General features: G+C 63.8%; 22 protein-coding genes. 12 read left to right on the top strand and 10 right to left on the bottom strand.

Annotated elements, in window-relative coordinates; all coding sequences use genetic code 11:
- The first annotated feature begins 366 nt into the window (after positions 1-366).
- Both SM755_RS05915 and SM755_RS05910 read left to right on the top strand, forming a co-directional pair.
- Positions 367-1,527, top strand: a complete 1,161-nt coding sequence (locus SM755_RS05915) for a tubulin/FtsZ family protein (RefSeq protein WP_323171887.1) — start codon at positions 367-369, stop codon at positions 1,525-1,527.
- Between the two features lie 344 nt (positions 1,528-1,871).
- On the top strand, positions 1,872-2,081 hold the full coding sequence (locus tag SM755_RS05910) for a hypothetical protein (protein WP_323171844.1): 210 nt from the start codon (positions 1,872-1,874) through the stop codon (positions 2,079-2,081).
- A gap of 70 nt (positions 2,082-2,151) precedes the next feature.
- Here SM755_RS05910 and SM755_RS05905 read toward each other — a convergent pair whose 3' ends face one another.
- From SM755_RS05905 to SM755_RS05895, 3 genes are all read right to left on the bottom strand, one after another.
- Complete coding sequence (locus tag SM755_RS05905) at positions 2,152-2,844, bottom strand: 6-hydroxymethylpterin diphosphokinase MptE-like protein (RefSeq protein ID WP_323171843.1); 693 nt, start codon at positions 2,842-2,844, stop codon at positions 2,152-2,154.
- A gap of 185 nt (positions 2,845-3,029) precedes the next feature.
- On the bottom strand, positions 3,030-4,319 hold the full coding sequence (folP, locus tag SM755_RS05900; RefSeq protein ID WP_323171842.1) for a dihydropteroate synthase: 1,290 nt from the start codon (positions 4,317-4,319) through the stop codon (positions 3,030-3,032).
- Positions 4,320-4,590: 271 nt separating this feature from the next.
- A complete protein-coding gene (locus SM755_RS05895) occupies positions 4,591-5,874 on the bottom strand; it encodes an orc1/cdc6 family replication initiation protein (RefSeq protein ID WP_323171841.1) in 1,284 nt (427 codons plus the stop codon).
- Between the two features lie 933 nt (positions 5,875-6,807).
- Here SM755_RS05895 and SM755_RS05890 point away from each other — a divergent pair.
- On the top strand, positions 6,808-7,593 hold the full coding sequence (locus tag SM755_RS05890; RefSeq protein ID WP_323171840.1) for an RNA methyltransferase: 786 nt from the start codon (positions 6,808-6,810) through the stop codon (positions 7,591-7,593).
- A gap of 254 nt (positions 7,594-7,847) precedes the next feature.
- Here SM755_RS05890 and gatE read toward each other — a convergent pair whose 3' ends face one another.
- The 3 genes from gatE to btuC are packed head-to-tail and all read right to left on the bottom strand — an operon-like array spanning position 7,848 to position 12,529.
- Positions 7,848-9,752, bottom strand: coding sequence for a Glu-tRNA(Gln) amidotransferase subunit GatE (gatE, locus tag SM755_RS05885; RefSeq protein ID WP_323171839.1), 1,905 nt, complete (start codon positions 9,750-9,752; stop codon positions 7,848-7,850).
- Between the two features lie 57 nt (positions 9,753-9,809).
- Positions 9,810-11,435 carry an ATP-binding cassette domain-containing protein gene (locus SM755_RS05880; RefSeq protein ID WP_323171838.1) on the bottom strand — a complete coding sequence of 542 codons (1,626 nt, stop codon included), beginning with the start codon at positions 11,433-11,435 and terminating at the stop codon, positions 9,810-9,812.
- The gene (gene btuC, locus SM755_RS05875; RefSeq protein WP_323171837.1) at positions 11,432-12,529 is read right to left on the bottom strand and encodes a vitamin B12 ABC transporter permease BtuC; all 1,098 of its coding nucleotides are present in this window, start codon (positions 12,527-12,529) and stop codon (positions 11,432-11,434) included. Before btuC ends, SM755_RS05880 begins: the two co-directional genes overlap by 4 nt.
- A 60-nt stretch (positions 12,530-12,589) precedes the next feature.
- Here btuC and SM755_RS05870 point away from each other — a divergent pair, with 60 nt between their 5' ends.
- The 3 genes from SM755_RS05870 (at position 12,590) to SM755_RS05860 (ending at position 14,424) form a co-directional block, all read left to right on the top strand.
- Positions 12,590-13,771: a PGF-CTERM-anchored ABC transporter substrate-binding protein gene (locus SM755_RS05870; RefSeq protein ID WP_323171836.1), complete on the top strand. Its 1,182-nt coding sequence runs from the start codon at positions 12,590-12,592 to the stop codon at positions 13,769-13,771.
- Positions 13,772-13,835: 64 nt separating this feature from the next.
- A complete protein-coding gene (srp19, locus tag SM755_RS05865) occupies positions 13,836-14,117 on the top strand; it encodes a signal recognition particle subunit SRP19 (RefSeq protein WP_323171835.1) in 282 nt (93 codons plus the stop codon).
- A gap of 52 nt (positions 14,118-14,169) precedes the next feature.
- Positions 14,170-14,424 (top strand): Gar1/Naf1 family protein, encoded by a 255-nt coding sequence (locus tag SM755_RS05860; RefSeq protein ID WP_323171834.1) that lies wholly within the window; start codon positions 14,170-14,172, stop codon positions 14,422-14,424.
- Positions 14,425-14,536: 112 nt separating this feature from the next.
- Here SM755_RS05860 and trkA read toward each other — a convergent pair whose 3' ends face one another.
- A complete protein-coding gene (trkA, locus tag SM755_RS05855) occupies positions 14,537-15,871 on the bottom strand; it encodes a Trk system potassium transporter TrkA (RefSeq protein ID WP_323171833.1) in 1,335 nt (444 codons plus the stop codon).
- 224 nt (positions 15,872-16,095) lie between these two features.
- On the opposite strand from trkA, the gene SM755_RS05850 reads away from it, so the two are divergent.
- Positions 16,096-17,130: a presenilin family intramembrane aspartyl protease PSH gene (locus SM755_RS05850; RefSeq protein WP_323171832.1), complete on the top strand. Its 1,035-nt coding sequence runs from the start codon at positions 16,096-16,098 to the stop codon at positions 17,128-17,130.
- Between the two features lie 96 nt (positions 17,131-17,226).
- On the opposite strand, the gene SM755_RS05845 is transcribed toward SM755_RS05850, so the two are convergent.
- From SM755_RS05845 to SM755_RS05835, 3 genes are all read right to left on the bottom strand, one after another.
- Entirely contained in the window at positions 17,227-17,928 is a 702-nt protein-coding gene (locus SM755_RS05845; RefSeq protein WP_323171831.1) for a DUF6517 family protein, read from the bottom strand.
- Positions 17,929-18,026: 98 nt separating this feature from the next.
- Positions 18,027-19,589, bottom strand: coding sequence for a cysteine--tRNA ligase (gene cysS, locus SM755_RS05840; RefSeq protein WP_323171830.1), 1,563 nt, complete (start codon positions 19,587-19,589; stop codon positions 18,027-18,029).
- 85 nt (positions 19,590-19,674) lie between these two features.
- Positions 19,675-20,169 carry a hypothetical protein gene (locus SM755_RS05835; protein WP_006663703.1) on the bottom strand — a complete coding sequence of 165 codons (495 nt, stop codon included), beginning with the start codon at positions 20,167-20,169 and terminating at the stop codon, positions 19,675-19,677.
- Between the two features lie 116 nt (positions 20,170-20,285).
- Here SM755_RS05835 and SM755_RS05830 point away from each other — a divergent pair, with 116 nt between their 5' ends.
- The 5 genes from SM755_RS05830 to SM755_RS05810 all read left to right on the top strand — a co-directional run bounded on the left by SM755_RS05830 (position 20,286) and on the right by SM755_RS05810 (position 24,948).
- The gene (locus SM755_RS05830) at positions 20,286-20,531 is read left to right on the top strand and encodes a BolA family protein (RefSeq protein ID WP_323171829.1); all 246 of its coding nucleotides are present in this window, start codon (positions 20,286-20,288) and stop codon (positions 20,529-20,531) included.
- A gap of 208 nt (positions 20,532-20,739) precedes the next feature.
- Positions 20,740-21,201 carry a PH domain-containing protein gene (locus tag SM755_RS05825; RefSeq protein WP_323171828.1) on the top strand — a complete coding sequence of 154 codons (462 nt, stop codon included), beginning with the start codon at positions 20,740-20,742 and terminating at the stop codon, positions 21,199-21,201.
- A gap of 10 nt (positions 21,202-21,211) precedes the next feature.
- Positions 21,212-22,927, top strand: a complete 1,716-nt coding sequence (locus SM755_RS05820) for a PH domain-containing protein (protein ID WP_323171827.1) — start codon at positions 21,212-21,214, stop codon at positions 22,925-22,927.
- 20 nt (positions 22,928-22,947) lie between these two features.
- Positions 22,948-24,396, top strand: a complete 1,449-nt coding sequence (locus SM755_RS05815; RefSeq protein ID WP_323171826.1) for a class II fumarate hydratase — start codon at positions 22,948-22,950, stop codon at positions 24,394-24,396.
- A 318-nt stretch (positions 24,397-24,714) separates the two neighbouring features.
- Complete coding sequence (locus SM755_RS05810; RefSeq protein ID WP_323171825.1) at positions 24,715-24,948, top strand: transcriptional regulator; 234 nt, start codon at positions 24,715-24,717, stop codon at positions 24,946-24,948.
- The last annotated feature ends 681 nt before the right edge of the window (positions 24,949-25,629 follow it).

The following is a 25,629-nucleotide window of genomic DNA, read 5'->3' as shown; positions in this document are numbered from 1 at the left end:
CTCCGACTCACGACCCCCAACTCCGAGCGTTACGTCAAGCAGCGAACGCAGTACACTCCGTGACGATTCGAACGGGTCGCCAAACAAGCAGCGGGCACTCGATTCGAACGCTCAGTAGGCGATGACTATCACGAGTTCAAGATTGTTGCAGATCGATGACGGTCTTTTCTCCGTTCGTATGCCCGCCATAACAATAGCTGAATCCGAGGACTATCGATTCGTGGCACCAGTTCGCACGTTCCGGCGCGGTCGAGCAGGTCGAGTGGCGTGGGCGACGAATCGGCCACGCGAACGGGCGAGCGTTCGGCCCGACCGCTCGAGAACCTGGCCACCCGCGGAGCGGACGAACGACCACGAGAGACAACCATGAAGCTCGCACTCATCGGCTTTGGGCAAGCAGGCGGAAAGATCGTCGACGAGTTCCTGGCGTACGACAGCGCCATCGACAACAGTTTCGTCGAGGCTGCAATCGCGGTGAACTCCGCGACGACGGACCTGCAGGGGCTCGATCACGTTCCACAGGAGAACCGCATTCTCATCGGACAGACGCGCGTGAAGGGACACGGCGTCGGTGCGGACAACGAACTCGGGGCGGAGGTAACCGAGGCAGACATCGACGAGCTCCAGGGCGCGATCGACCGCGTCCCGGTCCACGAAATCGACGCGTTCCTGATCGTCGCCGGCATGGGCGGCGGCACCGGCTCCGGCGGCGCACCCGTGCTCGCACGCCACCTGAAACGCATCTATACCGAGCCCGTCTACGGACTGGGAATCCTTCCCGGAACGGACGAAGGCGGCATCTACACGCTCAATGCCGCGCGCTCGTTCAAGACGCTCGTCGACGAGGTCGACAACCTGCTCGTCTTCGACAACGATGCCTGGCGCAGCGCCGGCGAATCCGTCGGGAGCGGCTACGACCGGATCAACCGCGAAATCGTCGAGCGATTCGGACTGCTGTTCGCCGCCGGCGAGGTCGGCCAGAACGATCACGTCGCCGAGAGCGTCGTCGACTCCTCGGAGATCATCAACACGCTCGAGAACGGCGTCTCGACCATCGGTTACGCCAGCGAAACCGTCGAGTCCGCGAACGAGGGGCTGCTCTCGTCGTTCCGCTCCGACACCGAGTTCGACGAAGGCACCGCAACGAACCGGATGACGAGCCTCGTCCGGAAGGCGACGCTCGGGCGACTTACCCTCCCGTGTGACGCCGCAAGCGCCGACCGTGGGCTCGTGGTCGCGACCGGCTCGCCGGAGCACCTGAACCGAAAGGGCGTCGAACGCGGCCGCCAGTGGCTCGAGGACGAAACCGGCAGCATGGAAATCCGCGGCGGCGACTACCCGATCCCCGGCCGCGACGATGTCGGCGCGATCGTCCTCCTCTCGGGCGTGACCGCCGTCCCGCGGATCGACCAACTCCAGCAGGTCGCGATCGAAGCCCAGGAAACGACCGAATCGGTTCGGGCAAACGCACAGGAAGACTTCGCCACGCTGGTCGACACCGGCGGTGAACTCGACGCGCTGTTTTGAGACGGTCGGATTTTGCCACGTGAAGCGACGCGTGTTTTTGCGTTCTTTCCGGTCGGAGATACTGGATCAGTCTCGACCGTCTGCAACGCTGTGTTCGGTTGTGAGAGGCCGAGACGGTCACGGACACCAATCAAGTGGCACTAACTCCGGAGTACAGCAGACACCACTTGACCGCGCAATACCGTTTAACCGCCCGCCATCAAGCGGCGAAGTACCCGAAAAGAGTCCCAGTCGACGAATCACCAGTGTATCAGTACTGATTCTGAACGTCCCCGACAAAACCGAGTCGACGACTGGTTACCAGTGGCGTCAGTCACCGTAACCGGACAATAACGAACTATGATATGATCGATCGATCGGGTATGACGAGACAGCACCGGTCTGGCTGGGGGGCAAAACCATCGATGCGAGAGGCGGTCAAATCCGTTCTCCTCGGACGCGGTGAGACGACAACGATCGAGGAGTGTCGTCGCTGCGGGCGGACGACCGACACACCCGATACCGTCTGCCCAACCTGCGGTTGTACGGAAATCGTCACGTATCGAATCGAGTAACCCGACAGCACACTTCTGGAGCGGGTCGCGAGAGAAAGGGAGAAAGGGAGAAAGAGAAAAAGAGAGACCGTTACGCCAGTGGCAACACATCGATCTCCTCTCGTCGCCCATCGAGCACACTGAACCGCTCCTCACGGCGGCTCTCGAGCCACCGGAGCAACCGTTCCGCCCACGCAAGCTTCCGCGCTTTCATCGAACTCACCGTCTCGTCGTCGAAATCCCACCCGACGAAACCCAACCGGGCCGCGCCGAGGTGATCCGCGAGAAACGCCGCCCGGTCGCCGTCGGTGAACCCCCCGAAATTCCGGACCGGTCCCCGCGGCTCCACCTGCGTCGTCGGCAGGACGAACTCGTCGGCACAATCCGGCACGACGCGCCGAATCGCCGGCATATTGTCGCCGTGGGCGTGAACTGCCACCGGAACACCGTCTGCGGTCAGTCGTCGAACCGTCTCCGGGTTCTTATCCAGGTCCGTCACCATACAGTCCACCTCGATGCCGTTCGACGCGAGCACGTCCACCGCTGTCGAGGCCGCGACGACCACATCTGCGGCCCGCGCTCGCTCGAGTTCAGGATCGGTTTCGAGCGACGGGCCGGCACCCGCGATTGCGACGGTCGCACCGTCGATCGACGAAAGCGTGTCGAGATCGAACGGCGTCGTGAGCGAGGCGAGCACGTCGCGGGCCCGCTCGTCGCCGCTGCGCTCGTAGCCGAACTCGCGACGGATTTGCTCGTAGACGGGGTTCCAGGAATCGAATTCCATTATCGAGGGATGGGCGCGCGTACAGTTGTGTGATTCGGCTTTGGCTGCCCCAGCGTCGCCACTTCGGAGCGTAACACCACAATAATTCCGTGTTGTGGGCCGGGGGTCGCCTCCAAAGTACCCCTACCCGGGAGGCCGCCCGGCGTCCAGTCTTCCATTTCGAAGCCTTCGGTATAAGCTTTCTCTTACGACAGTAGGTTGTCGAGTTCGCGCCCGAGGAGACCGATATCCTCTTCAGACGATATGAGACGGCGAGAAACGTCCGAAAGGCTGCCCATCGTTCCGACCAGGAGCGAACGGTTGTCGGCCGTCTCGAACAGTGCGACAGGCGTCGTACGAACACTGCTGTCGTCGCCCCCGGCGCTAGTACCACGACGGCTACCGCGTCCACGATCGCCAGTGCGAGCGCTTGCCCGCTCCGATCGAACGGTTTCGACGGCCACCGCCACCCGCTCGCGCTGGCTTGCAGACAGCCCCTCGAGTTCGATCGCGTGGGTCTGGAACGCGTCCGCAACGTCGGGATCGACACCGCGTTCGGCGAGCTGGCGGCGGAACGTTCGCGTCGAGTCGATATCGAGTTTCGAAATGGTGACGGACTCGGTTGTTGAACTCGCCCGTTTGGTGAACGCAGCGCCGATACGCGCCGCGTCGCGCGTTTCTGCTACGTCGTGGGTTCGGATCACGTGAGCACCGCGTTCGACCGCCATCGAGGTCGCGGCGAGACTAACCGGGAGTCGGTCCTCGGTCTCGCGGTCCGCAATCGTACCGAGGAAGTTCTTCCGGTTGATCGAGACCAGTACCGGCCGTCCGAGCGCGCGGAACTCGCGGAGCCGTCGGAACGTCTCCCGGTCGTCTTCGAGCGTCTGTGCCTCGCTCCAGCCGCCGAATGCGGGATCGATAATCGTCTTGTCCGTGAGTCCGTTCTGTTTGAGCGCCTCGTAGACCTGATCGACGTAGTCGGCCTCGGCTGCCCACGACGGGGATTTTCGGGCCGCCCAGTCGGTTTCCTCGACCGCGCCGGGGCGCTCTAAATCCGGCGGGCTTGCCATTTTCGCGACAGTTGCGTCGTGGTCTGTACAGACTGCAGGTAACTCGGGGTCAGCGAACCCAGCGATGTCGTTGACCATGTCGAACCCCTGCGAGAGGGCGGCGTCCGCGACCTCGTGGTAGCGAGTTTCAATCGAGAAGATCGCATCGCCGGAGACGCTTTCGATCGTTTCCAGGGCGACGTGAAGGCGGTCGAGTTCTTCGTCGGCCGAGAGCACGTCGAAGCGTTTGTTCGCCGATTCGAGACCGATATCGACGATGTCGGCACCCTCGTCGATCAGTTCTTCGTCGACGTACCGGGCCGCCTCGCCGGGGTCGTCGTAGACGCTCGGATCGTAGGGCGACTCCTCGCTGACGTTCAACACACCCATGATCCGCGGCGGGAACTCGTCGCCGATGTCGAGTCCGCCCGCGTCGACACTGTTCATACCCCGAGTGAGGAGCGGAGACTGAAAATCGACGCGGTTGCGGCGAAGCGGCTACGCACGGATCACGTTACGAACGATGTTCGAACGGTGAGAAACGGTCCTTCGGAGCGTCATACAGGAACCAGCCCAGCGAAGGGTGAGGGTACCCGAGGCAGTGACCGTCCACTGATCACCGGTGACAACTGGATCTGAGTTAAAACGACTAGAGGCGGCTGATTACAGCCAGAGATGACCGATAACGGTGAACTCGAATGTTGACCGTCACTGAGAGTTATGCCCAGTGGCCCACACTCGATTGCTCGTCGTCCGTATCCTGGGGCTCATCGCTCGCTCCCTCCTCCAGCGGCGCGAGTCGTGAATCGCGCAACAGGACCTTCTTCACTATCGACGGATTTTCGAGCAACCGATGTTTCGCGTGCGCCCCGCGTCCGCGTCCCCGCCCCTCGCGTTCGGACTGGATCACGTTGAGGAAGTTCTGCTCCTGGAGGATTTCCTGCACCCGACGTTCCGAGAGCACGTCGAAGTCGAGTCGGTTCGCGACCTCCTTGTACTGGTTGTAGATGATCTTCGTCGGGAACTCCTTTTCCGTGCTGTTCTCGGTGAGCAGCGTCAGCGAGTACAGAATCGCTTTGGCCTGCTGTGGCGAACCCTCGATGAGTTCGTTGAACCGGTCGGCTTCGGTCTTCTCTTTGGCGTCGCGGACGTGATCTGCCGTCACGCGCGTGGCGTTTTGCTTCTTTGCGATCCGGCCCGCGTTCCGGAGGATGTCGATCGCCTTGCGCGCGTCACCGTGTTCCTGCGCTGCCAGCGCCGCGGTCAGCGGGATCACGTCCCCCGAGAGCACCCCGTCGTGGAACGCGTCGCGGCGCTTTTCCAGAATTTCGACCAGCTGATTGGCATCGTACGGAGAGAAGACGAGTTCATCGCGGGAGAGGCTGGATTTGACGCGTTCAGAGAGGTGGTCGGGAAAGTCGATCTTGTTCGAGATGCCGATGATGCCGATACTCGAATCCGAAATGCGGCGGTTCTCGCCCGCCCGCGAGAGTTTCCGGAGGACTTCGTCGTCTTCGAGCATGTCGATCTCATCGAGAATAACAATCGTCACGTCGGTGCACTGGTCGACGGCTTGCCAGAGGCGTTTGTAGTAGTCGCCGGTACCGAGACCACGGTCGGGGATTGTGATGCCGCTCTGGTTCGAGTCGTTGACGATCTGGGCGATCGTTTTGATGATCGAAGCCTCGGTGTTCTGCTCGCCGCAGTCGATAAAGGCATACTTTACCGTCACGTCGTCGCGTCGGGCTTCCGAGATCACGCGCTTTGTCACCGAGCGCGAGATAAGCGATTTGCCGGTGCCGGTCTTGCCGAAGATGAACAGGTGGTTTGGCTCGCTCCCGAAGATGGCCGGGTTCAGCGCGTCCGCCACCCGTTGCATCTGCTCGTCCCGGCCGACGATGCGGTCCGGGCCGGGTAGATGCGTGATTTCGAGCAATCGCTCGTCGGCAAAGACCGGATCGTCGTACCGAAAGAGCGGATCACGATCGTCGTTGGCGGACATTGCAGTACCGGGTGTCTTCCAACTGGACTGAAATAAAGGTATGGAGATCGATCGCGGATGTAAATAAGGGCTGTTCGAGCCTCAAACACCACAATAGAAGCAGTACGAAGGATAGGACCGGAATAGCCGGCCTCGCGCTTCTAACGACACCCGTGAGAGCGTGGAAGTTCGCACGATGGCCCCACGCCCCCGACACCCCCGTCGCGGATGTAAATCCCCGACACGGAAGCGCGATCCGAGCGCAAAAGCAGGCGCTACGAATCCGTTTCCGGAACCGGAGTCAGTCACCGAACTGGCGGAGAATCCGTACGAGTTCAGTGATAAAACTAGGAGCAGCGTTTCGACGGTGGCTGGCGCGGCTGGTACGTCGGGACACACACCCCCGTCGCGGATGTAACGCCGAGAGGGGTGGGGTGGTATTCTCGCAAGCCCTTATTTCGGAAAATACTGTGGGTTCCGAAGCGGATTTTACATCCGCGAGACAGGTGTGTTGTCACACAGACCCTCCCCACGCAAACGGCGTTACAAACGCGAGGGTGGTGTGTCCCTGTTCCACAACGCGACAACATGTTCGCTATTCCGACGATTTGTGTCTTCAAACGCTGCTTGCGGACGGGAGTGAGTTCGACACGGGTGAAAGAGGGGAACACAACGCGAAAGCGGGAAACGAGACGGTATGAGAAGGCTCTATCTAGTAGAGCTAGATCTAGCTAGTCTAGCTAGACTAGAACCGTTCTAGACAAGAGAAACAGAACACAACACCTCTGAGAGAACTCAACAGCTACGAGATATCCGAACAGAAGCCGCCAATACTCTCACGATGGACGACTCGACAGCGACGGCGGTCGATCGTAACGGCAACTCGACCGCACCGACGAACACGTCACTTTTGACCGCTCGCTCGATACTCTGTACACACCCACTCCAGCCGTCATGACCGACACTCACTCCTCTTCGAACGGATCCGACGCGTCCGCTCCGGACCACCGAACGCCGCCAGCAGTCGCCGTCGTCGACGCCAAATTCTCCGGCAACGTCGGCACCATCGCCAGGGCCATGAAGAACTTCGGATTCTCCGATCTGCTGCTCGTCGACCCGCCCGAACTCGACCCCGACGGCGAGGCCTACGGCTTCGCCGGCCACGCCCGTGAGGATGTCCTCCCGAACGCGACCGAACTCTCCTTCGACGAACTCGTCTCGTCCTACCACACCATCGGCTGTACCGCCGTCACGAACGAAGACGACCGCAGCCACATTCGATTTCCGTTCTCGACACCCGCTGAACTCGCCGACCGACTCCCGACCGTCGACGCGCCGACCGCGCTCGTCTTCGGCCGCGAACGCGTCGGTCTGACGAACGAGGAACTCGCCCGAATCGACGAGATTTGTTCGATCCCTGCGAACGAGGAGTACCCCGTCCTCAACCTCGGCCAGGCCGCGACGGTCACGCTTTACGAACTGCGGTCGCTCGCACTTGAGGCGGACGAGACGCAACTCCCCGATGTCGAACGAGTTCGCGCGTCCGAACAGACGATCGATCGGGTCTACGACCAGTGGAGCGAATTACTCGAAACGATCAACCACCCGCCCGAAAAGCGCGAGAAGACGATGCGGATGCTCCGTCGCATCTACGGTCGCGCCGACCTCACGGAGCGCGAGGCGAACTCGCTCCTCGGTCTGGTTCGTCGGGCGGCGGAGCGGCCGGCGGAACGGGACTGAAGGCGAACCGCTCAGTGCCTAAAAACGATCAATACTTGCTCAGTACTGTGACGGTAGTACGGAGCGGCCGATCGGCCGATCGGCCGATTAACGGCGTCCGTCCTTCCCCCTCGATACGTTACCCAAACGAAACGAGGATAACGAGCGCCGCCGACCGTACCGACAATCACCGGACCAACGATTGTAGTGCCGGTGGCCATCGCCGGTCTGAGATTTCCGGGACGGTTATCTACAGTCGATGTGCGACGACGCGCTCACGCTCGCTTCTGAATCTCCTCGCGCAGCAACTGACTCACGAGGTCGCCGTCCGCCTTCCCGCGAAGCGCACCCATGCACTCGCCCATGAGCCCGGAGAACGCCTGCATCCCTTCTGCTTCGACCTGTTCTTCGTTTCGCTCGACGACCTCGACGACGGCCTCTCGCACCGCCGCCTCGTCGGCCCCGCCGAGTCCGGCTTCTTCCGCGGCCTCCTCGGCGGTCCGATCGGGTTCCGCCGCCAGCGCGGTCAACAGGTCCGGCACGCCCTCGTTCGGCAGATCCCCGCTCTCGACCATCTCGAGGACCGATACGATGTGCGTCTCCGTGAGCCGTTCGACGGGCACGTCGTCGCGCCGGAGTTCAGTGAGCGTCGATTCGAGCGTCGTCGCCGCGAGGGTGGGATCGACGCCGTCGCCGTCGCCGTCACCGCCGGCGACCACCTCCTCGAACAGCGGCATGTGCTTGCCGTAGGCGACCTGCTCGGCCAGCCCTTCGCCCAGACCGAACTCGTCCTGGTAGCGCTCGACCTTCTCGGTCAGGAGTTCGGGTTCGGGGACCTCGCTCGGGTCCGGTTCGACCGGCGGCACGTCCGTTTCGGGGTACATCCGCGCCGCACCGGGAAGCGGGCGGAGATAGCGGGTCGTGCCGTCGTCGTTCGCGCCGCGGGTTTCCTCGGGGACCCCTTCCAGCGCGGTTGCAGCCCGTTCGGCGGCGGCCTCGATCGCCGCCTCGGCTACGTCGGTATCGGCGGCGACGATAGCGACGGCGTCCTCGGGTCCTGCGCCGACCGCGTCGCGCAGCGCCGCGACCTCGTCGTCGGTCACGCCGTAGGCCGGGAGTTCGTCGGTGTGGAAGATGCCGCCCGCGCCGTGGCGCTTGGCGTGATCGGAGAGTTCAGTGCCGAGTCGTCGGTCGGGGGCGATCTCTCGGCCGACGAGTTCGTCGAAGCCGTAGAGGGGGACGCCCACGACCGACCCGCCGTCGTCGAGCGCGCCGGCGATGACGCCGCTGTCGGTGTCCTCGAAGACGGCGGTCACGTCCTGCACCTCGCCCACGGACGCTTCCCGGGCTTCGAGTTCGTCGCGGATGGCGACGAGTTCGACCTGGCGGGCGGCCTCGGTGCGGACGATGTCGTCGATGTCGTCGAGACTCTGGACGCCCTTGATCTCGACGCGTGCGCCGTCGGCGATGGAGACGTTGACGTCCTGGCGGATCGTTCCGAGGCCGCGCTTGACCTTGCCCGTCGAGCGCAGGAGCATCCCGATGCGCTCCGCGGCTTCGAGCGCCTGCTCGGGCGTCGAGATGTCCGGTCGCGTCCCGATCTCGACCAGCGGGATGCCGAGCCGATCCAGGCTGTAGCGAACCCCGTCGTCGGTCTCTTCGACGCGCTGGGCGCTTTCTTCCTCCAGCATGAGGTCCTCGATGCCGACCGCGCCCTCGCTGGTCTCGATCTCGCCGTCGGTCGCCATGAGCGTCGAGCGCTGGAAGCCAGAGGTGTTCGAGCCGTCGACGACGATCTTGCGCATGACGTGGGCCTGGTCGACGGGCGACATGTCCATCAGCTGAGCGATCTCGAGGACGGTCTCGAGCGCCTCCGCGTCCAGCTCGTGAGGCGGCTCGTCGTCCTCCTCGACGAGACAGGTCGAATCATACGCGAGATAGCTGAACTCGCGGTCGACGCGGCTCTCTTCGAGGGCGGCCTCGTCGATCTCCCCGAGTTCGCTTCGGGTGGGGTGGAGGTAGCGCGTGAACGTCCGCGCTGCCTCCTCGGGTTCGCGAAGGGCGGTCGGACACTGACAGAACAGTTTCGTCGCCGTATCGAGTTGCTGGTGGATTTCCAGCCCGGCGACGAGGCCGAGTTCGTCGTAATCGTACTCGGTCTCGCGTTCGCGTGTAGTCATTGCGCGGTAGTCGGTGACGGAGGGGTAAAAAACCGTCCAGTTGCGGTCTGGTCGCGTCTAGTCGTCCGACGACTCGTGCGGCGGCGTCGGGCCGTCCGCCGCGTCGTCCGCGTTCGCGGGGGCCGTTCCGTCGTCCGGCATCGTCGCATCCGCGGGCCGCCCGGCGTCCCGGGGCCGTTCGGTGCGTTCCGATTCCGAAAGAGCGGTTGCGACGCCCTCGAGCACGTTCTCGGGTGGCACCTCGACCCCGCGCTTCCGGCAGGCCTCGTACCGCGTTCGCGCCGCCTCGCCCGCCCCCGCCTCGTCCGTCGTCCCCTCCCCGCCCGTACTCGCCCCGCTTCGATCGGCGAACCGCTGCGTGTCCACGACGACGGGCCGCTCGACGGACGCGACGAGTTCGAGAACGCGCCCGGTTTCGCCGCCCAGTGCGGGATCGGCGAGGACCGTCGCGTCGGCGGCGTCGATGCGCGCGGCGAGTTCGTCCCGAGCGTCGGCGGAAACCGGCGCGAAGGGATCGACGCGGATCGTCTCGACGCCCGCTGAACTCGACTCGTCGGTGAGTCGCCGAGCGGCTTCCTCCGCGGCATCGCCGGGCGTGACGGGGCCGATGGAGAGATCGAGTTCGGCGGCGGCGAGGCGGGAGAGGACGCCGGCGGCGGCCGTGCCGGTGCCGATGAGGTGGACGCGAGCGGGATTCGAGCGACTTCCGTCGGTATCCTCGTTATCGTGACTCCCGTCCTCGACGTCCGTGGCGATCGAGTCTCGCACAGTAGCGTCGGGAAGCGCCGTCACCGTCTCCGTCCCCGTGATCGGGTTCGTCGTCACCGTCGCCGTCGCGTCGAAGGCCTCGGCGAGGGCGTCGGTCGTGAGCACGCTCGAGGGAGTGCCAACGTCGTGGACCGCGCCGTCCGCGAGCAACGCGAGGCGGTCGCAGTACCGGGCCGCCAGATCGAGGTCGTGGATCGCCGCGACGGCCGTCCGCCCCGAATCGACGAGTTCGCGGACGAGTTCGAGCGTTTCGATCTGGTGGTTTACGTCGAGGCTGGCCGTGGGTTCGTCGAGCAACAGCGCGGGCGTCTCCTGGGCGATGGCGCGCGCGAGGACGACGCGCTGGCGCTGGCCGCCGCTGATTTCGTCGATCGGCCTGTCCGCTAGTTTCGCCGTCCGCGTCCGCTCGAGCGCTCGTTCGACCGCGGCGCGGTCCGCGGGCGTCGGCGACGAAAACCGGGAGCGATGTGGGTGTCGCCCCATTTCGACCACGTCCCGAACCGGGAACGCAAACGACAGCGCGGTGTCCTGCGGGACGACCGCGACGAGCCGACTGGACGCCCGGGAAGAGACGCCGTGAACGGCGACTTCGTCCACGGCGACCGTTCCCGCGTCGGGTTCGAGCGCCCCGCTGATCGCTCGCAGGAGCGTCGTCTTACCGGCCCCGTTCGGCCCGACGACGCCGACGAACTCGCCCGGCTCGACCGAGAGGGAGACGTTCTCGAGCACGGGCACCTCGCCGAACGACAGCGAGAGACCGTCGACGGCGATCGACGCCGGTTCGAGTGCTGTTGTCGCCGTCTCTGTCTCCGCGGTCGTCGCTGACTCTGTCTCCGTCCCTGTCGCCGACTCTACTGCGTTCTCGCGTGCGCGCTCACCCGCGTCGGCGTCGCTCGGCGTCGGAGATTCGGTCACAGCGAGTGCACCTCCCGGCGAACGAGCAAGAAGAGGAAAAACGGCGCGCCGACGAACGCGGTGACGATGCCGACGGGGACCTCGGCCGGACCGATGCGAGCGATCGTGTCCGTCGCGACGAGGAACGACGCCCCGGCGAGCGCGCTCGTCGGGAGCAAAATCCGGTGATCCGGGCCGACGATCAGCCGCATGATGTGGGGAACGACGAGGCCGACAAAGCCGATGACGCCGGCGACCGCGACGCCCGCCGCGGTGATGACACTCGAAAGCGCGAGCAGGAGGAGCTTGGTCCGTTCCACGTCCACGCCGAGGTGGTGGGCGTCCTCCTCGCCGAGTAAGAGCACGTTTAACTCGCGGGCGTAGGCCCCGAGAACGAAGACGCCGAGCAGCGCCACCGGCAGCGCGAAGCGAACGTCGCCCCAGGTGGTGTTGCTCAGGTGGCCCATCATCCAGACGACGGCCCGTCGCAAGTCGTCGCCGCTGTGGACCAGCATGTACGAGATCAACGCGCCCAGAAAGGCCTGAACCGCGACGCCGGCCAGCAGCAACGTGGCCACCGGCGTTCGCCCGCCCTCGGTCGCGATCCCGTAGACGAGAAACGCGGTCCCGAGCGCGCCGACGAACGCCGAGAGGTGGATGCTCGCAAACGGCGCGAGCACGGGAAACGCGATCGCGGCGACGGCTCCCGCCGCCGCACCCGAGGAGACGCCGATGATCGAGGGGTCCGCAAGCGGATTCCGGAAGAACCCCTGCATGACCGTCCCCGCGGCGGCCAGCGAGAAGCCGACCGTCGCGGCCAGCGCGATCCGCGGGAGCCGAATCGTCTCGACGATCAACTGGTGGGATCCAGTCACCTCGAAATCGAAGACGCCGGTGAACTCGAGCGTCGGCACCGTCGTCGAGAAACCGAGCCCCGGAACGGTGGTGGTACCCGTCGACACCCCGGTGGGAACGGCGATCGCGTTGAGCGCGGCCATCGCGACCGTTACCGGATCGATCCTGACCGGGCCGAGCGCGGCGCTACCGAGTGCGACGACGACGAGCAAAACCGTCAACCCCGCCGACCACGACGCCGTCCGACCCGGTCGGTACATACGCTACAACCACGATTGCTTTAGCCAAATATTTGTTGAAGTACGCCCCATCACGGTGCAATGCGACGCCATTTCATCCTCGCACTGACCGTCATCACCGTGGTCGCTGCAGCCGTGGCCGCGCCCGCAGCGGCTGCCGGTTCGTTCGCACAGCCACAGACGCAGATGCAGACACACCCTCAGACGCAGGAGCAGGCACAGACACAGACACAGCCACAAACCGCAATCCAAACGCAGAACGACACGCCAACCTGTGACTACCCGATCGAGGTGACCGACGCGACGGGCGAAACGATCACGATCGACGAGGCACCCGACTCCGTCGTCGCGCTTCAGGCCAGCGACGCCCAGACGATGTTCGAAATCAACGCGGCGGATCGCCTCGACGGCCTCCCGTACAGCCCCGCGACGAGCGAACTCGACCGCGGCGACCGCGCGAATATCGGCAGCGGTTGGAACCTCGACCACGAACAGATCATCGCCACCGAGCCGGACCTCGTCTTGGCCGGGAACACGACGCAGGAAGAAGACATCGAAACCCTGCGCGAGGAGGCCGGTCTCACCGTCTACCACTTCGCCGAAGCCGAATCGATCGACGACGTTCGCCAGAACGTCTTCCGGACCGGCGAACTCGTCGGCGAGTGCGAGGGCGCACAGGACACCGTCGACTGGATGGACGACCAACTCGAAATCGTCGACACCGCGCTCGAAGACGCCGACCGGCCGCTCGCGTACTACGCGATGCCCGATGGCTGGACCGCCGGTTCGAATACGTTCGTCCACGACGTGCTGACGACTGCAGGACTCGAGAACGTCGCCGAGGAGGCCGGCATCGAGGGCTACCGAGACATCAACTCGGAGACGGTGGTCGACGAGGATCCCGAATGGATCATCTACCCCGACGACGCAAACGATGAGCCACCGATCCCAGACGCACTCCAGGCGACCACCGCCGCCGAACAGGACAACGTCGTCGCCGTCAACGCGAACCAGCTGAACCAGCCCGCACCCCACGTCGTCTCCGCAGTCGTCTCCATCGTCGAAGAAATCCACCCCGAGGCCTACGCGGAAGCCAGCGCCGAACTCGAGAGTTCACCCGCCGCGAACGATAGCGGGACGGATGGAGACGGGGGTGACGACGCCGATGGCGGCGACTCGATCCCCGGATTCGGCGTGCCAGCGGCTATCGGTGCCGCTCTCGTCACGCTTACCGCACTCGGCGCTCGAACGCGGCGTCGCTAGCGCTCTCGGCTGGCGACGACCGAAGTTGAAAAAGGTTTACTCACCCCCCGACACACGAACGAGCATGGTCGAGAACGTTATCTGGCCCGCCTATCTCGATGTTACCCTCTCGCGGGCCGACGGACGGCGCGTGTCCGAGGATTTGGCGGTCGAGGAGCCATCGGTCGACGAAATCGCAAAGGCCGTCCAACAGATCGGCTACGACGCGACGATCGAACGGGACAAGGCCTACTCGCGAGAGCCGTGGGCCGACCGCGGCCGCGTCGTCGTCCGCGGTGCGGACGATTCGTCGAAGAACGACCTCGTCCAGGCCGTGGCGGCGTACGTCGTCGCGATGCGCGAGTAACCGAGTACCCGAGACGCAACGCCCATACTCACCGGCCCCGACTGAACTCGTAATGAAACGAATCGGAACGGTCGTTCGCACGTCCCAGGGATTGGCGGTGCTGCGAGCGGACGCCACCGAGACCAGCACTGACGATGCAGACGCACACAGCCACCGAATCGGCACGACCGCGCTCGACGATTCCCTCGCGGAAGTCGGCCGCGTCGTCGATGTCTTCGGTCCCGTCGACCAGCCGTATCTGGCCGTCACACCGGACGACGACGTCCACCTGCCGTCGCTCGTCGGCTCGACGCTGTACGCCAGATAACGCCGTGGAGCAACGTGCCTAGCCACCGTCTTGCTCTCGATCCGTTGCAACTACAGCGCTGTTCGTCCCGCAAAACCGGATGCACTCACCGCGAAATCGGAAGAACTGACCGTCAGAGTTGCGCAGAGATCTCGTCGGCCACCGCGGCGTCCATGAACGCAATCACGTGATCCCCCGTTTGAATGACGGTTCCGCCGCGAGGCGTTCGGAGCGTTCCGCCACGAATCACCGCGCCGACGACGAACTCTTGTGGCAGTTCGCTATCCGCGCCCTGGATCGTACTGCCGGCCAAGAGACTCTCTTCGTCGACTTCGATCTCGAGAACTTCCGCCTCATCGTGTTCCAGAACGGCGACCTTCTCGGAACCGCCCTCGTAGATCGTCTGGAGTATCTCCCCGGCCACGATATCCTGCGGATGAACCACCACGTCGAGCCCCGTCGATTCGAACAGGTCGATGACATCGCGATTATCGACAACTTCGACGGTTTGCTCCACGCCGAGTTCACGAGCCAGTTTTGCGAGCAGGTAGTTCGTGTCGTCGTCGACCGTGCCGACGAGCAGATCCGCCTCGGTGAGGTGGTCCCGTGCGAATCCGTCGACGTCCGTCGCGTCGGCTTCGACGACGGTTGAAGTGCCTAATTGATTGGCAAGCCGGGTAACTCGCTCCGAATCGCGCTCGATGACTTCCGGAGCGAACCCGCGGTCTTCGAACAGTCGAGCGACGTTGTATCCGAGGGTGTCGCCGCCGGCAATAACGATGTCGTCATCCGGTTGCAGCGTCGGTCGGTCGGAAACGTCCTTCGCAAACCGGCTCACGCCGTGGGTGCTGCCGATGACGACGAGACAATCGTCCGGTTTGATGACCGTCCCGCCGTTCGGGATGAGCAACTCCCCATCGCGGATAATCGCGGCGAACGTCACCGACGGGTACTGGTCAGCCTCGGCTACTGACTGACCGGAAATGGGTGTCTCCGCTCCGATGTCGAACTCGGCGACCTCCGCCGTTCCGTCGGCGAACGTATCGACGGCCTTTGCCCCCGGTAATACGACGGATCGAACGAGCGACCGTGCAGCGAGCAAATCGATACACAACATTGCATCCACTCCGAGGCCTTTGTCGAACGATTGCCAGGCGCGATAGAGGCCGACATCCTTGACTCGGGCAATCGTATGCGGATCGGTGGCCTCTTTCGCCGCATTGCAGACCATCACGTTGGCCGCATCGCTATCGGTGCTTGCCACGACGATATCCGCTTCGGACAGGCCCGCCTCATCGAGCGTGCCGACGGATCGACCGTCACCGACAACGCCTGCAAGCGCCGCGTCAGCGGTGAGTGCATCGATCCGTTCCGAATCGCGGTCGATGACCGTCACAGCGTGCGAATCGGCGAGGTCGTGTGCAATATTGGTCCCAACGTCACCCGCACCGACGATGAGGATGCGCATAGTTTTACTTCTCAAAGAATAGAAATAAATCTTGTGGGACGTGTCAATGAGCACCGTACTGCTACACCCTTCTCCGTCGTCGCGACGAGTTCAGTCATCGACCGTACCGCCTCAACCGTCTACCGCACATCCCAAACGAGGTGCCGGTCATAGCGCGACCGTGAACGGCGACGACCGAGCCGGAGACGAAAACACCCATACCACCACGCGCCAAACCTCGCGCCATGAACGACCGGATGCGAGTCGGTGCTGCCGTCGGCGTAACCGTCTTGCTATTTCTCGGCGTCCAGCTCGGTGCCCTGGCCCTTACGGAACCGTTCTACGAATCCGGCCACCAGGCCGTCGAGAATCCCGAGGACCCCACCAATAGTATCGCCTACATCGCGGTCATTCTCGTCGCAACCGCACTCATGCTCGCCGCCTTCAAGTACGACCTCCAGGGGCTCATCCGCGCGCTCATCATCGGCGTCAGCGTCATGATCGCCTGGTACGTCTTCGCCGAACTCGTGCCGCCGGTGGTCACCGCCGGGGCGGCGGGCGTGAACGTCCTCGCCGTCCTCGCCGCGGTCGGCGTCGGGGCTGCACTCCTGTTCTATCCCGAGTGGTATGTCATCGACATCGCGGGCGTGTTGATGGGTGCTGGAGCGGCCGCCCTCTTCGGGATCAGTTTCGGTCTCCTTCCGGCACTCTTGCTCCTCTCGGTGCTCGCCATCTACGATGCGATCAGCGTCTACGGCACCGAGCACATGCTCGATCTCGCCGAGGGCGTCATGGACCTCAAAATCCCGGTCGTGCTCGTCATTCCGACGACGCTGTCGTACTCGTATCTCACGTCTGCAGACGAGCGCGAGGACGGTACCGGTGCTGAGAACGACGGCCAGGGTGAGGACACTCCCGACGCCGACACCAGCGCCGAAACGACACCCGAGACCGCCCCAGAAGATACTCCAGATGCGCGGGAGGGCCAGCGTGATGCGCTGTTCATCGGACTCGGCGACGCCGTCATTCCGACGATCCTCGTCGTCAGCGCGGCCTACTTCGTCGAGGAAGGAGCCCTCGACGTCCCCGGACTCACGCTGAATCTGCCGGCACTCGGCGCGCTTTTGGGAACGATGGCGGGGCTCATCGCGCTCATGGCGATGGTCGTTCGCGGCCGGGCACACGCCGGCCTGCCGCTGCTCAACGGTGGTGCTATCGGCGGCTACCTCATCGGTGCGCTCGCCAGCGGCCTGTCGATCGCGGCCGCGCTCGGTCTGTAAGGTGTACGGTGCCCATTTTGTCGTCGCGGTCTCGCCTGTCGTCGGTGCGGTTCGATAATCGCTTGCGACCGTTCTCCAGAACTCGAACGCCCACACCTACTCTTCGACGAGTTCAACGTCGCCGGCCTCCCGGTCGAGACCGTCTCCGTGCTCGACCCCGTCGATGAGCGTATCGATCCGGTCGACCTCGTTCTCGCGTTGCAGGCGCTGGATATCCGGCGTGACGCCGATAAGGACGAGATGATCGCCCTCACTGGTGAGCTGGGCAACGTCAACGAAAATCTCGATCTCGCCGATACTGACGTGCGTCGCCGTCCCCGGAAACGTCTCGACGGTCACCGGCTGGCCGAACGGCTCCGCGGTCCGTCGCTCGACGACGCGATCGTCGATCGTGAACTCGTCGTACTGGTTCTGGACCCGATTGACGAGTTCAGCATTGGACATGTCGCTGATGGGGTTGAGTTGCGTATCGAGGAATCCGATCTGTGGCGTCGTCGCGACGCCGAAGACGCCGACCGCTGGCGTCTCGTCGCCGAAGAGACCGGCGAGCGCATCGATCGTCCGTGTATACTCACTTGCGTAGTTCGTCGCCTCGATGGGCTGACCGGCAACCGTCTCGGTTTCGGTCACTTCTCGCGTACCCTGATACTCGTAGTCGGCCGTCTCGAGGGCTGTCGATGAGACGATCGCCGGCGTCGCGGAAACCGAGGTCACGTCTTCGAGCATGCCGCCGAGACAGCCGGCTGACAGTCCCAGCCCGCTCACTGCGGTGGCTGCGACGAACGCCCGGCGTTCCATACGCGCTCGACGACGAGCGCCGGCAAAATAGCCGCGCCTGCCATCACCCGGTGACGGCCCGATACTGCATATGCGCCGTCGAATCTGTGCAGCGGAACCTATTCGCCCGACGGCAACCGATACGTCGGTCCCTCGTCCGTATCCTGTACTTCGATCCCGAGCGCCTCGAGTTCGTCGCGCAGGTCGTCGGCGCGCTCGTAGTTGCCGCCGTCGCGCTCGCGTTCGCGCACGGCGAGCACGAGATCGACGACATCGCCGGCGAGGGCGGCGCTGCCGGTCGTATCCCCGGTGAAGGAGAGCCCGAGGACCCCGCCGAGTTCTTCGAGGGCGTCGACGGCCCGGCGGAGACCGCGGTAGTCGTAGCCCTTGTTCTCGTCCGCTTTCTCACTCCCACTCCCACTCTCACTCTCACTCTCGCTGCCGCCGACCGCCGGCTCGTACGCTTCGAGATGCCGATTCGCCGCCGAGGCGATCGACAACAGCGCCGACTGCGCCTCGCGCGTGTTGAAGTCGTCGTTCATCGCCATCCTGAACTCGTCGCGGGCCGTCTCGACGGCCGCGCGAAGCTGCTCGTCTTCGACTTTCGTCCGTGCGTCCGGCGAGTCGACGGCCTCGGCGGCCGCCTCGTGGGCGCGCTCGAGTTGGTCCCAGCGTTCCTCGGCCTCGGCGATGGTCTCGTCCGAGTAGAGCTGCGTGCTGTTGTACGAGCCCGCCGTCAGGAACGTCCGCAGGACGTTCGTCCCCCACCGGTCGACCGCCTCGTCGACGGTGACGAAGTTGCCCAGGCTCGAGGACATCTTCTCGTCGTCCATCTGGAAGAGTTCACAGTGGAGCCAGTAGTTGGCGAAGCGCTCGCCGGTCGCGGCTTCTGACTGGGCGATTTCGTTTTCGTGGTGGGGAAAGACGAGGTCGCGGCCGCCGACGTGGATGTCGAGCGTCTCGTCCAGGTGGGTCATGCTCATCGCGGAGCACTCGATGTGCCAGCCAGGGCGGCCCTCGCCCCAGGGGGAGTCCCAGGTTTGCCCCGCAGGCGGGTCGCCGCCGTGGTCGACGCCCTCGTGGCGGTGTTCGGCGACCGCGTCTGCGTCGACGCCGCCGGCCTTCCAGAGCGCGAAGTCAGCGGGGTGGCGTTTCTCGGAGCGCTCGTCGGGGTCGCCCTGGGACTCGATCTCGTCTATGTCCTGGTTCGAAAGCGTGCCGTAGTCCTCGAAACTGGTCACGTCGAAATAGACCGAGCCGTTTGACTCGTAGGCGTAGCCCTTCTCGATCAGCGTCTCGACGAGGTCGATGATTTCGGGAACGTGCTCCGAAACGCGCGGGTAGACCTCCGCGCGCAGGAGATTGAGCGAGCGCATGTCCGCGAGCGTCCGCCCGATGTACGTCTCGGCCACGTCGGCCTCGTCCTCGCCCAGGTCGTCCTCGCCGACGCGGGCGACAATCTTCTCGTTTACGTCCGTAAAGTTCTCGACGTGGCGCACGTCGTAGCCGATGAACTCGAGCCAGCGGTGCATGACGTCGACGTGGACCCACGAGCGAGCGTGGCCCAGATGGGGTGGGTCGGAGACCGTCAGGCCGCAGTAGTAGAGCAAGACGTGCTCGGGGTCCTGCGACTCGAACGGCTCCGTTTCACCCGTCAACGTGTTCGTCACGTGCAGGGTCATTACGAAGGTGTACCCGTGGCCCGTAGTTAAACGCTGTCAATGCCGTACTGCGGGGACAGTGTATCGAGACCAGCAGAACAGCGGACTACGTCGCAGGAACGCGGTCGAGTGCATCCTCGACCGTCCGGACCGCGTTCGCGCCGTCGAGCCGGTCGACGATCACGATCAGCGTCTCGTCGCCGACGGCGGCCGCCACCGTGTCGATCTCGGCAAGTGCGAGCCGTTCGAGTGTCGTCGCCAGTGCCATCGCGTCGATCGCACCCGTCGCGTAGATCGCCGTCAGATCGCCGCCGTTCGACCCAAACGGCGTGCCGCCGACGGTAATGAGTTCACTGGCGGGGTCATCGCCGTCGACGATTCCGATGCCGCTTTCCATTCTGACGCTGACACCGAGCGATTCGGGGTCATACGCCGGCAGTTCGTCGGCGTACCGACGCAGTGCCGTGGCAATCGCGTCTACGTCGCCCTCGACGTCGAGGAATCGCGCGGCAGCGGTGTAGTTGAGGACACCCGTTCGAAGGGCGGTATGGAGAAACGGGTGAGCCTCGACCGCACGCCGCGTCTCGGCTGCCAGTGACATTCTGTCCGGGTGCTCGAACCCGGCGCGTATAAAGACGCCGACTGTCGCTGGGCTGCCGAGCGTTCGCCGACGCCGGCGACCGGGGCGCTTTTGCCCCGAGCGTCCAAGTTCTCTGTATGGATCCAGCGGATGTCGCAACCATCATCGAATCGGAACTCGCAGACGCCGAGGCAACGGTTTCGCGCGCCCGCGGCGAACACGACGACGACCATTTGACGGCCACCGTCGTCTCCCCCGCGTTCGAGGGCCAGTCGCTGGTCCAGCAACACCAGCAGGTCTACGACGCCCTCGACGATCACATGACGACCGATATTCATGCGCTTGAACTCTCGACGTACACGCCTGATGAGTACGAGGAGTGACTGACGGGACTCGGAAACCGGCGGTACTGACGAGTTCAGCCGAAGCCGCCGAAACCGTCGAGAGTCGTGAGTTAAGAGTCGAGAGTTGAGAGTTGAGAGTTATGAGTTAAGAGTTGGTGGTCGATAGTCAGCATGCAGCACCGAACGGAACTCCGACTCTCGAATCCGGAACCGCAGGTTTCTCCTTCGCTCCTGATACGATAGTCGTATGGAATCGCTTCACACCCGGATCAGACTGCTCTGGATCGCCGAGGTGACGATCGGTGCAGTCGTCCTCGGAATCGCCCTCGCCGCCGTCAATTCGCTGTTCATCAGCGTGCCGGTCGCCGCGCAGGCCGGGGTCGTCGTCGTGGGCATCGTCCTCGGGAGCGCCTACGCCGTTCGGCGCTACCAGGTCTGGCAGTTCGACCTTCAACCCGACGCGCTCTACCTCGAACGCGGCGTCGTAACCTTCGTCGAAACCGCCGTCCCCTTCGTCCGCGTCCAGCACGTCGACACCCAGTTCGGGCCGATCGAACGCATCCTCGGCCTCTCGAGCGTCGTCGTCTACACCGCCGGCACGCGAAACGCCGACGTTCGCATTCCCGGACTCACACCTGATCGCGCGCGAGAACTACAGGATACGCTTCGCGACCTCGCCGTCGAGAGCGAGGCCGACGACGCCGTCTGAACTCGATAGTATGAGTGACTCACTGAACCGACTGCATCCGCTCAGCGCGGTGACGTACGCCCTGCAGCACGGGTTCGTCTGGCTCTGGATTCCGGTGACGCTGCTTCTCGTTCTGGCGGGCGTGTTCGACCCGATTCGCGCAGAGTGGATTCCCTTCGTCGCACCGATTGGCTTTCTCGCGGGTGTCGCCTACGGTGTCGTCTATTACTACCGATTCGGGTACGCCGTGACGCCGGACACCGTCGATGTCTCGTCGGGTGTCGTCGCCCGTCGGTCGAGAGAGATTCCTTACAGGCGCATCCAGAACGTCGACATCAAACAGGGCGTCATTCAGCGAGTGCTCGGCCTCGCCGTCGTCTCGATCGAAACCGCCGGCGGCGGCGACAGCGAAGCGACGCTAAACTTCGTCGGCGAGGCCGAGGCGACGCGGCTACAGCGGGAGATCCGCCGCCGGACTGCGGACAGCCGGGAGCGGCGGCGGTCTCGGGACGAGCAGACGGCGGAATCGGAAGCGACGACCGACGCGAGTGAACTCGCCGATACCGGTCCGTCTGGCGACTCTTCTTCGACTCCAGTTCGAACGCCCGACCCCGAGTCATCCTCGCCGTCTGCGGGGCCCGAACCGGGCGAAGCGGGTGAACCGGGCGAACCGAGTGACACAGGTACGGACGAGTTCAGTGAGCAGCGGCGGCAGCCGCTGTTCGCCCTGCAGCCGCGCGAACTATTGTTGTACTCGTTTACGTCAGTCCGGGCCGCGGCGGTTGCAGGGGTGATGTTCGTCTTCTTCCTCGCGACGGACTCGATTTTCGGATACCTGTTGACCGTGGCCGAACCGGTCGGCGGGCCGGCGGATCTCGGCAGCGGGACGGTGGGTAGTTACGGCGTCTTGACGCTGGTCTCGCTGCTGAACGGGATCGGCGTCACGTACGTGTTGAGCGTCGCCTACACGTTCGGAACGTACTACGACTTCCAGCTCGGTCGGATCGGCGAGGATTTCGTTTATGAGCGCGGCCTGCTGCAGCGCTATAGCGGTTCCATTCCGTCGGAGAAGGTCCAGTCGGTGACGATTACGGACAATCCACTCCAGCGGCTGATCGGCTACGCTGGGCTGTGGGTCGAGACCGCCGGGTACGGCCCCGACAGCAACGGCGGCAGTCAGTCGGCCGTCCCGCTCGCCAGACGGGAACGCGTCCACACGTTTACGGAGAACCTGACCGGCGTCGAGACGCCGACGTTCCAGCGACCGCCACCGCTCGCCCGGCGGCGCTATCTCGCCCGGTACTCGCTGCTTGCCGGCCTGATCGTTCTGGTCGCGTTCGGAATTACACAGGTGACGATCTTCGATCGCTGGTACCTCGCCGCCGTTGTCTTCCTCGCAGTCCCGCCGGCGGCGCACCTGCGCTACGTTCACCTCGGCTACTACGTCGGCGACGATCACATCGTGATCCGCCGTGGCTTCTGGAAACGACAGACGACCGTAATCCCCTACTACCGCATCCAGACGGTCTCGACGCGCCGGTCGGTCTTCCAGCGGCGACTCGGCCTGGCCTCGCTCGTCATCGACACCGCGAGTTCGCGGACGATGACCCGATCCGCGCCCCGGATCTACGATATCGAACTTGTGGATGCGCGAGAGACCCACCAAACCAGTCGCGAGCGACTCCAGACGGCGCTCCGGGAGCGTGCGGCGACGGACGATCCGGGTGTTTCGGTGGATTTTACCTGACTGGCCGAGTGGCCCCGCGTATGGGATCTACAGACGGTAGCGACGGAGAGAAATCCGGTGACAACGGCGAGTTCCGCATCGAGGAGGACAGTCTCGGCGAGATGGCGGTTCCGACGGACGCCTACTGGGGCGCACAGACCCAGCGTGCGATCGAGAACTTTCCGATCTCGGGCATCTCGTTCAGTCGCCGCTTCGTCCGGGGGCTCGGCGTCGTCAAGAAGGCCGCCGCGCAGGCGAACCGCGACCTCGACCTGATCGATGACGACGTGGCTGAGGCCATCATTGCGGCCGCAGACGAGGTCATCGCCGGCGAACACGACGACCAGTTCCCGGTCGACATCTTCCAGACCGGCTCCGGGACCTCGTCGAACATGAACGCCAACGAAGTTATCGCCAACCGCGCCGCCGAGCTCATGGGCGCGGAGATCGGCGACCGCGTCGTGCACCCGAACGACCACGTCAACTACGGCCAGTCCTCAAACGACGTGATCCCGACCGCAATGCACGTCGCCGCCCTCGAAGCCGTCGAGAAGGACGTCATCCCCGCGCTCGACACGCTCCGCGAGGCGCTCGAAGAGAAGGAAGACGAGTTCGACGACGTCGTCAAAACCGGCCGCACGCACCTGCAGGACGCAACTCCCGTCACGCTCGGCCAGGAGTTCTCCGGCTATCGGACACAGGTCGAAAAGGGACTCTCCCGCGTCGACAAGGCCCGCGAGCACCTCGCTGAACTCGCACTCGGCGGCACCGCGACGGGAACCGGCCTCAACACCCACGACGAGTTCCCCGGCCGCGCGGCCGAGTACATCACCAAGGAAACGGGCGTCCAGTTCCGCGAGGCGGACAACCACTTCGAAGCCCAGGCGGCCCACGACGCGATGAGCGAGGCTCACGGCGCACTCCGAGTGGTTGCGGGTTCGCTGAACAAGATTGCCAACGACCTGCGCCTGCTCGCCTCCGGGCCGCGCAACGGTCTTGGCGAGATCGAACAGCCCGAGAACCAGCCCGGCTCCTCGATCATGCCCGGCAAGATCAACCCCGTCGTTGCCGAGGCCGTCAACCAGGTCCACAAACAGGTCGTCGGCAACGACGCCGCCGTCTCCGCCGGCGCTGCGGAGGGCCAGATCGACCTCAACCTCTACAAGCCCGTCCTGGCGCACAACTTCCTCGAATCCGCCGAACTCATCTCGAACGCGAGTCAGGTCTTCGCCACCCGGTTCGTCGACCCACTCGAGGCCAACGAGGAGTACTGCGCGGACCGCGTCGAACAGTCGATGGCGATGGCCACCTCGCTGAACGTCCACATCGGCTACGATAAGGCCAGTGAGGTCGCAAAGACGGCCCTCAAGGAAGGCAAGACCGTCCGCGAAGTCGTCCTCGAAAAGGGCTACCTCGACGAGGACGAGGCCGACGAAGTGCTCGATCCCGCGAAGATGACCGAACGCGGCATCTTGGGTCAGGACGACTAATCTGAGACTCCATCTGACTGTCTTTCCGCTCGGCTGCGCTTCTCTACTACCACCTCTCCAAACCCACCCGCTGGAAGTCACTCTCCTTTCTGACCCCTGATGCAAATTGTTGCGTTCTTCCTGCTCTCGTATGCCCCACTCTCTGTGCTTGCACGTACCAACAATCGATGTACTCGTTTCTGCGTAGTATCAGCATCTGACCAGTATTTGTTTCCGAACGCTTGATCACGAATCAGCCTAATGGAGCCGTATCACCGATGATTTCTGCGGAATAAAAATACCCAAGCAGTTTTGGGGGATGCTCGCGTCAGATATACTATGCACACTTGTCGTAACTGCAACCAGTCGTTCCAAACTGAACTCGCACTCGAACTTCACCGCGACACCTGTCAGGAAGGGCAACTGTTCTGTCAGGTCTGTGGCGACCGTTTTCGAGAAGCCGACGCCACACAGGACGGGTGGCACTACGAGTGCCCGAACGAGAACTGCGACGGCGACGGCCTCCAACAGGATCTCTACCGCGTCGAAGACGTCCGCGCCGCGACGCACTGAACTCGGCCTCGTTTGGCACGGGTCACCTCTGTTCTCTCCTGTAGCCCTCGAGTGCTACCCCATTGACCCCTCCCTGTTTCAGTTCTCCACTTCTTCGCACGCGGTGATGGTGGGAACCGTATTGATATAGCGATATTAGATTTATTAGTCTGAAGCCCCACACCATAAGTATACTATACACAACAATAACTCGACTGTATCACTACCTACTAGCGTCTGATTCCGGCCGCCGCTCACGTCGCCGACTGATCCGATACCCCCTCGCTGATCCGGTATTCACCCACAATCTACGGATCGGCAGACAGCACGATAGATATTGAAAGAGCCGTCTCGATTTCCGAGTTCCTGCAGTCCCCGGTCGCGTTCGGAGCTGTTCTTGAGACCAGTAACGCTGGCTCGAACGGTATCTCAGTTGCCTTCGTTGTAGTCGACAGTCGAATTTGATGACATCTGTACTGTCGGTGTGGTTCCGCCATCTGAACTCCTCGTCAGGTGTTGGTCTTCCATCCGGCTGCCGGCCGAGGACGTTCTCCTTCTTCGGCAACGATCCGAACGGTTTGTGTCCGGTCTCTGCACCGAATTCGGGCGGTCCGTTCTCGCCATCGCTGTCCCAGTATTCCGAGGCGCCATTGCTTCCCGCACCGATCCAGTTCGACTACGGCACCGTCCGTTGCCGCTCTG

The sequence above is a fragment of the Natrialba sp. PRR66 genome, from assembly GCF_034808065.1.
GTDB lineage: Archaea > Halobacteriota > Halobacteria > Halobacteriales > Natrialbaceae > Natrialba > Natrialba aegyptia.
The sequence above is the reverse complement of the archived record's forward strand: the minus strand, read 5'-3'. Positions and strand labels throughout refer to the sequence as shown.

Coding starts and splice junctions, on each gene's coding strand:
- SM755_RS05915 (WP_323171887.1), top strand. CDS start 367: ATGAAGCTCGCACTCATCGGCTTTGGGCAAGCAGGCGGAAAGATCGTC.
- SM755_RS05910 (WP_323171844.1), top strand. CDS start 1,872: ATGATCGATCGATCGGGTATGACGAGACAGCACCGGTCTGGCTGGGGG.
- SM755_RS05905 (WP_323171843.1), bottom strand. CDS start 2,844: ATGGAATTCGATTCCTGGAACCCCGTCTACGAGCAAATCCGTCGCGAG.
- folP (WP_323171842.1), bottom strand. CDS start 4,319: ATGAACAGTGTCGACGCGGGCGGACTCGACATCGGCGACGAGTTCCCG.
- SM755_RS05895 (WP_323171841.1), bottom strand. CDS start 5,874: ATGTCCGCCAACGACGATCGTGATCCGCTCTTTCGGTACGACGATCCG.
- SM755_RS05890 (WP_323171840.1), top strand. CDS start 6,808: ATGACCGACACTCACTCCTCTTCGAACGGATCCGACGCGTCCGCTCCG.
- gatE (WP_323171839.1), bottom strand. CDS start 9,752: ATGACTACACGCGAACGCGAGACCGAGTACGATTACGACGAACTCGGC.
- btuC (WP_323171837.1), bottom strand. CDS start 12,529: ATGTACCGACCGGGTCGGACGGCGTCGTGGTCGGCGGGGTTGACGGTT.
- SM755_RS05870 (WP_323171836.1), top strand. CDS start 12,590: ATGCGACGCCATTTCATCCTCGCACTGACCGTCATCACCGTGGTCGCT.
- srp19 (WP_323171835.1), top strand. CDS start 13,836: ATGGTCGAGAACGTTATCTGGCCCGCCTATCTCGATGTTACCCTCTCG.
- SM755_RS05860 (WP_323171834.1), top strand. CDS start 14,170: ATGAAACGAATCGGAACGGTCGTTCGCACGTCCCAGGGATTGGCGGTG.
- trkA (WP_323171833.1), bottom strand. CDS start 15,871: ATGCGCATCCTCATCGTCGGTGCGGGTGACGTTGGGACCAATATTGCA.
- SM755_RS05850 (WP_323171832.1), top strand. CDS start 16,096: ATGAACGACCGGATGCGAGTCGGTGCTGCCGTCGGCGTAACCGTCTTG.
- SM755_RS05845 (WP_323171831.1), bottom strand. CDS start 17,928: ATGGAACGCCGGGCGTTCGTCGCAGCCACCGCAGTGAGCGGGCTGGGA.
- cysS (WP_323171830.1), bottom strand. CDS start 19,589: ATGACCCTGCACGTGACGAACACGTTGACGGGTGAAACGGAGCCGTTC.
- SM755_RS05835 (WP_006663703.1), bottom strand. CDS start 20,169: ATGTCACTGGCAGCCGAGACGCGGCGTGCGGTCGAGGCTCACCCGTTT.
- SM755_RS05830 (WP_323171829.1), top strand. CDS start 20,286: ATGGATCCAGCGGATGTCGCAACCATCATCGAATCGGAACTCGCAGAC.
- SM755_RS05825 (WP_323171828.1), top strand. CDS start 20,740: ATGGAATCGCTTCACACCCGGATCAGACTGCTCTGGATCGCCGAGGTG.
- SM755_RS05820 (WP_323171827.1), top strand. CDS start 21,212: ATGAGTGACTCACTGAACCGACTGCATCCGCTCAGCGCGGTGACGTAC.
- SM755_RS05815 (WP_323171826.1), top strand. CDS start 22,948: ATGGGATCTACAGACGGTAGCGACGGAGAGAAATCCGGTGACAACGGC.
- SM755_RS05810 (WP_323171825.1), top strand. CDS start 24,715: ATGCACACTTGTCGTAACTGCAACCAGTCGTTCCAAACTGAACTCGCA.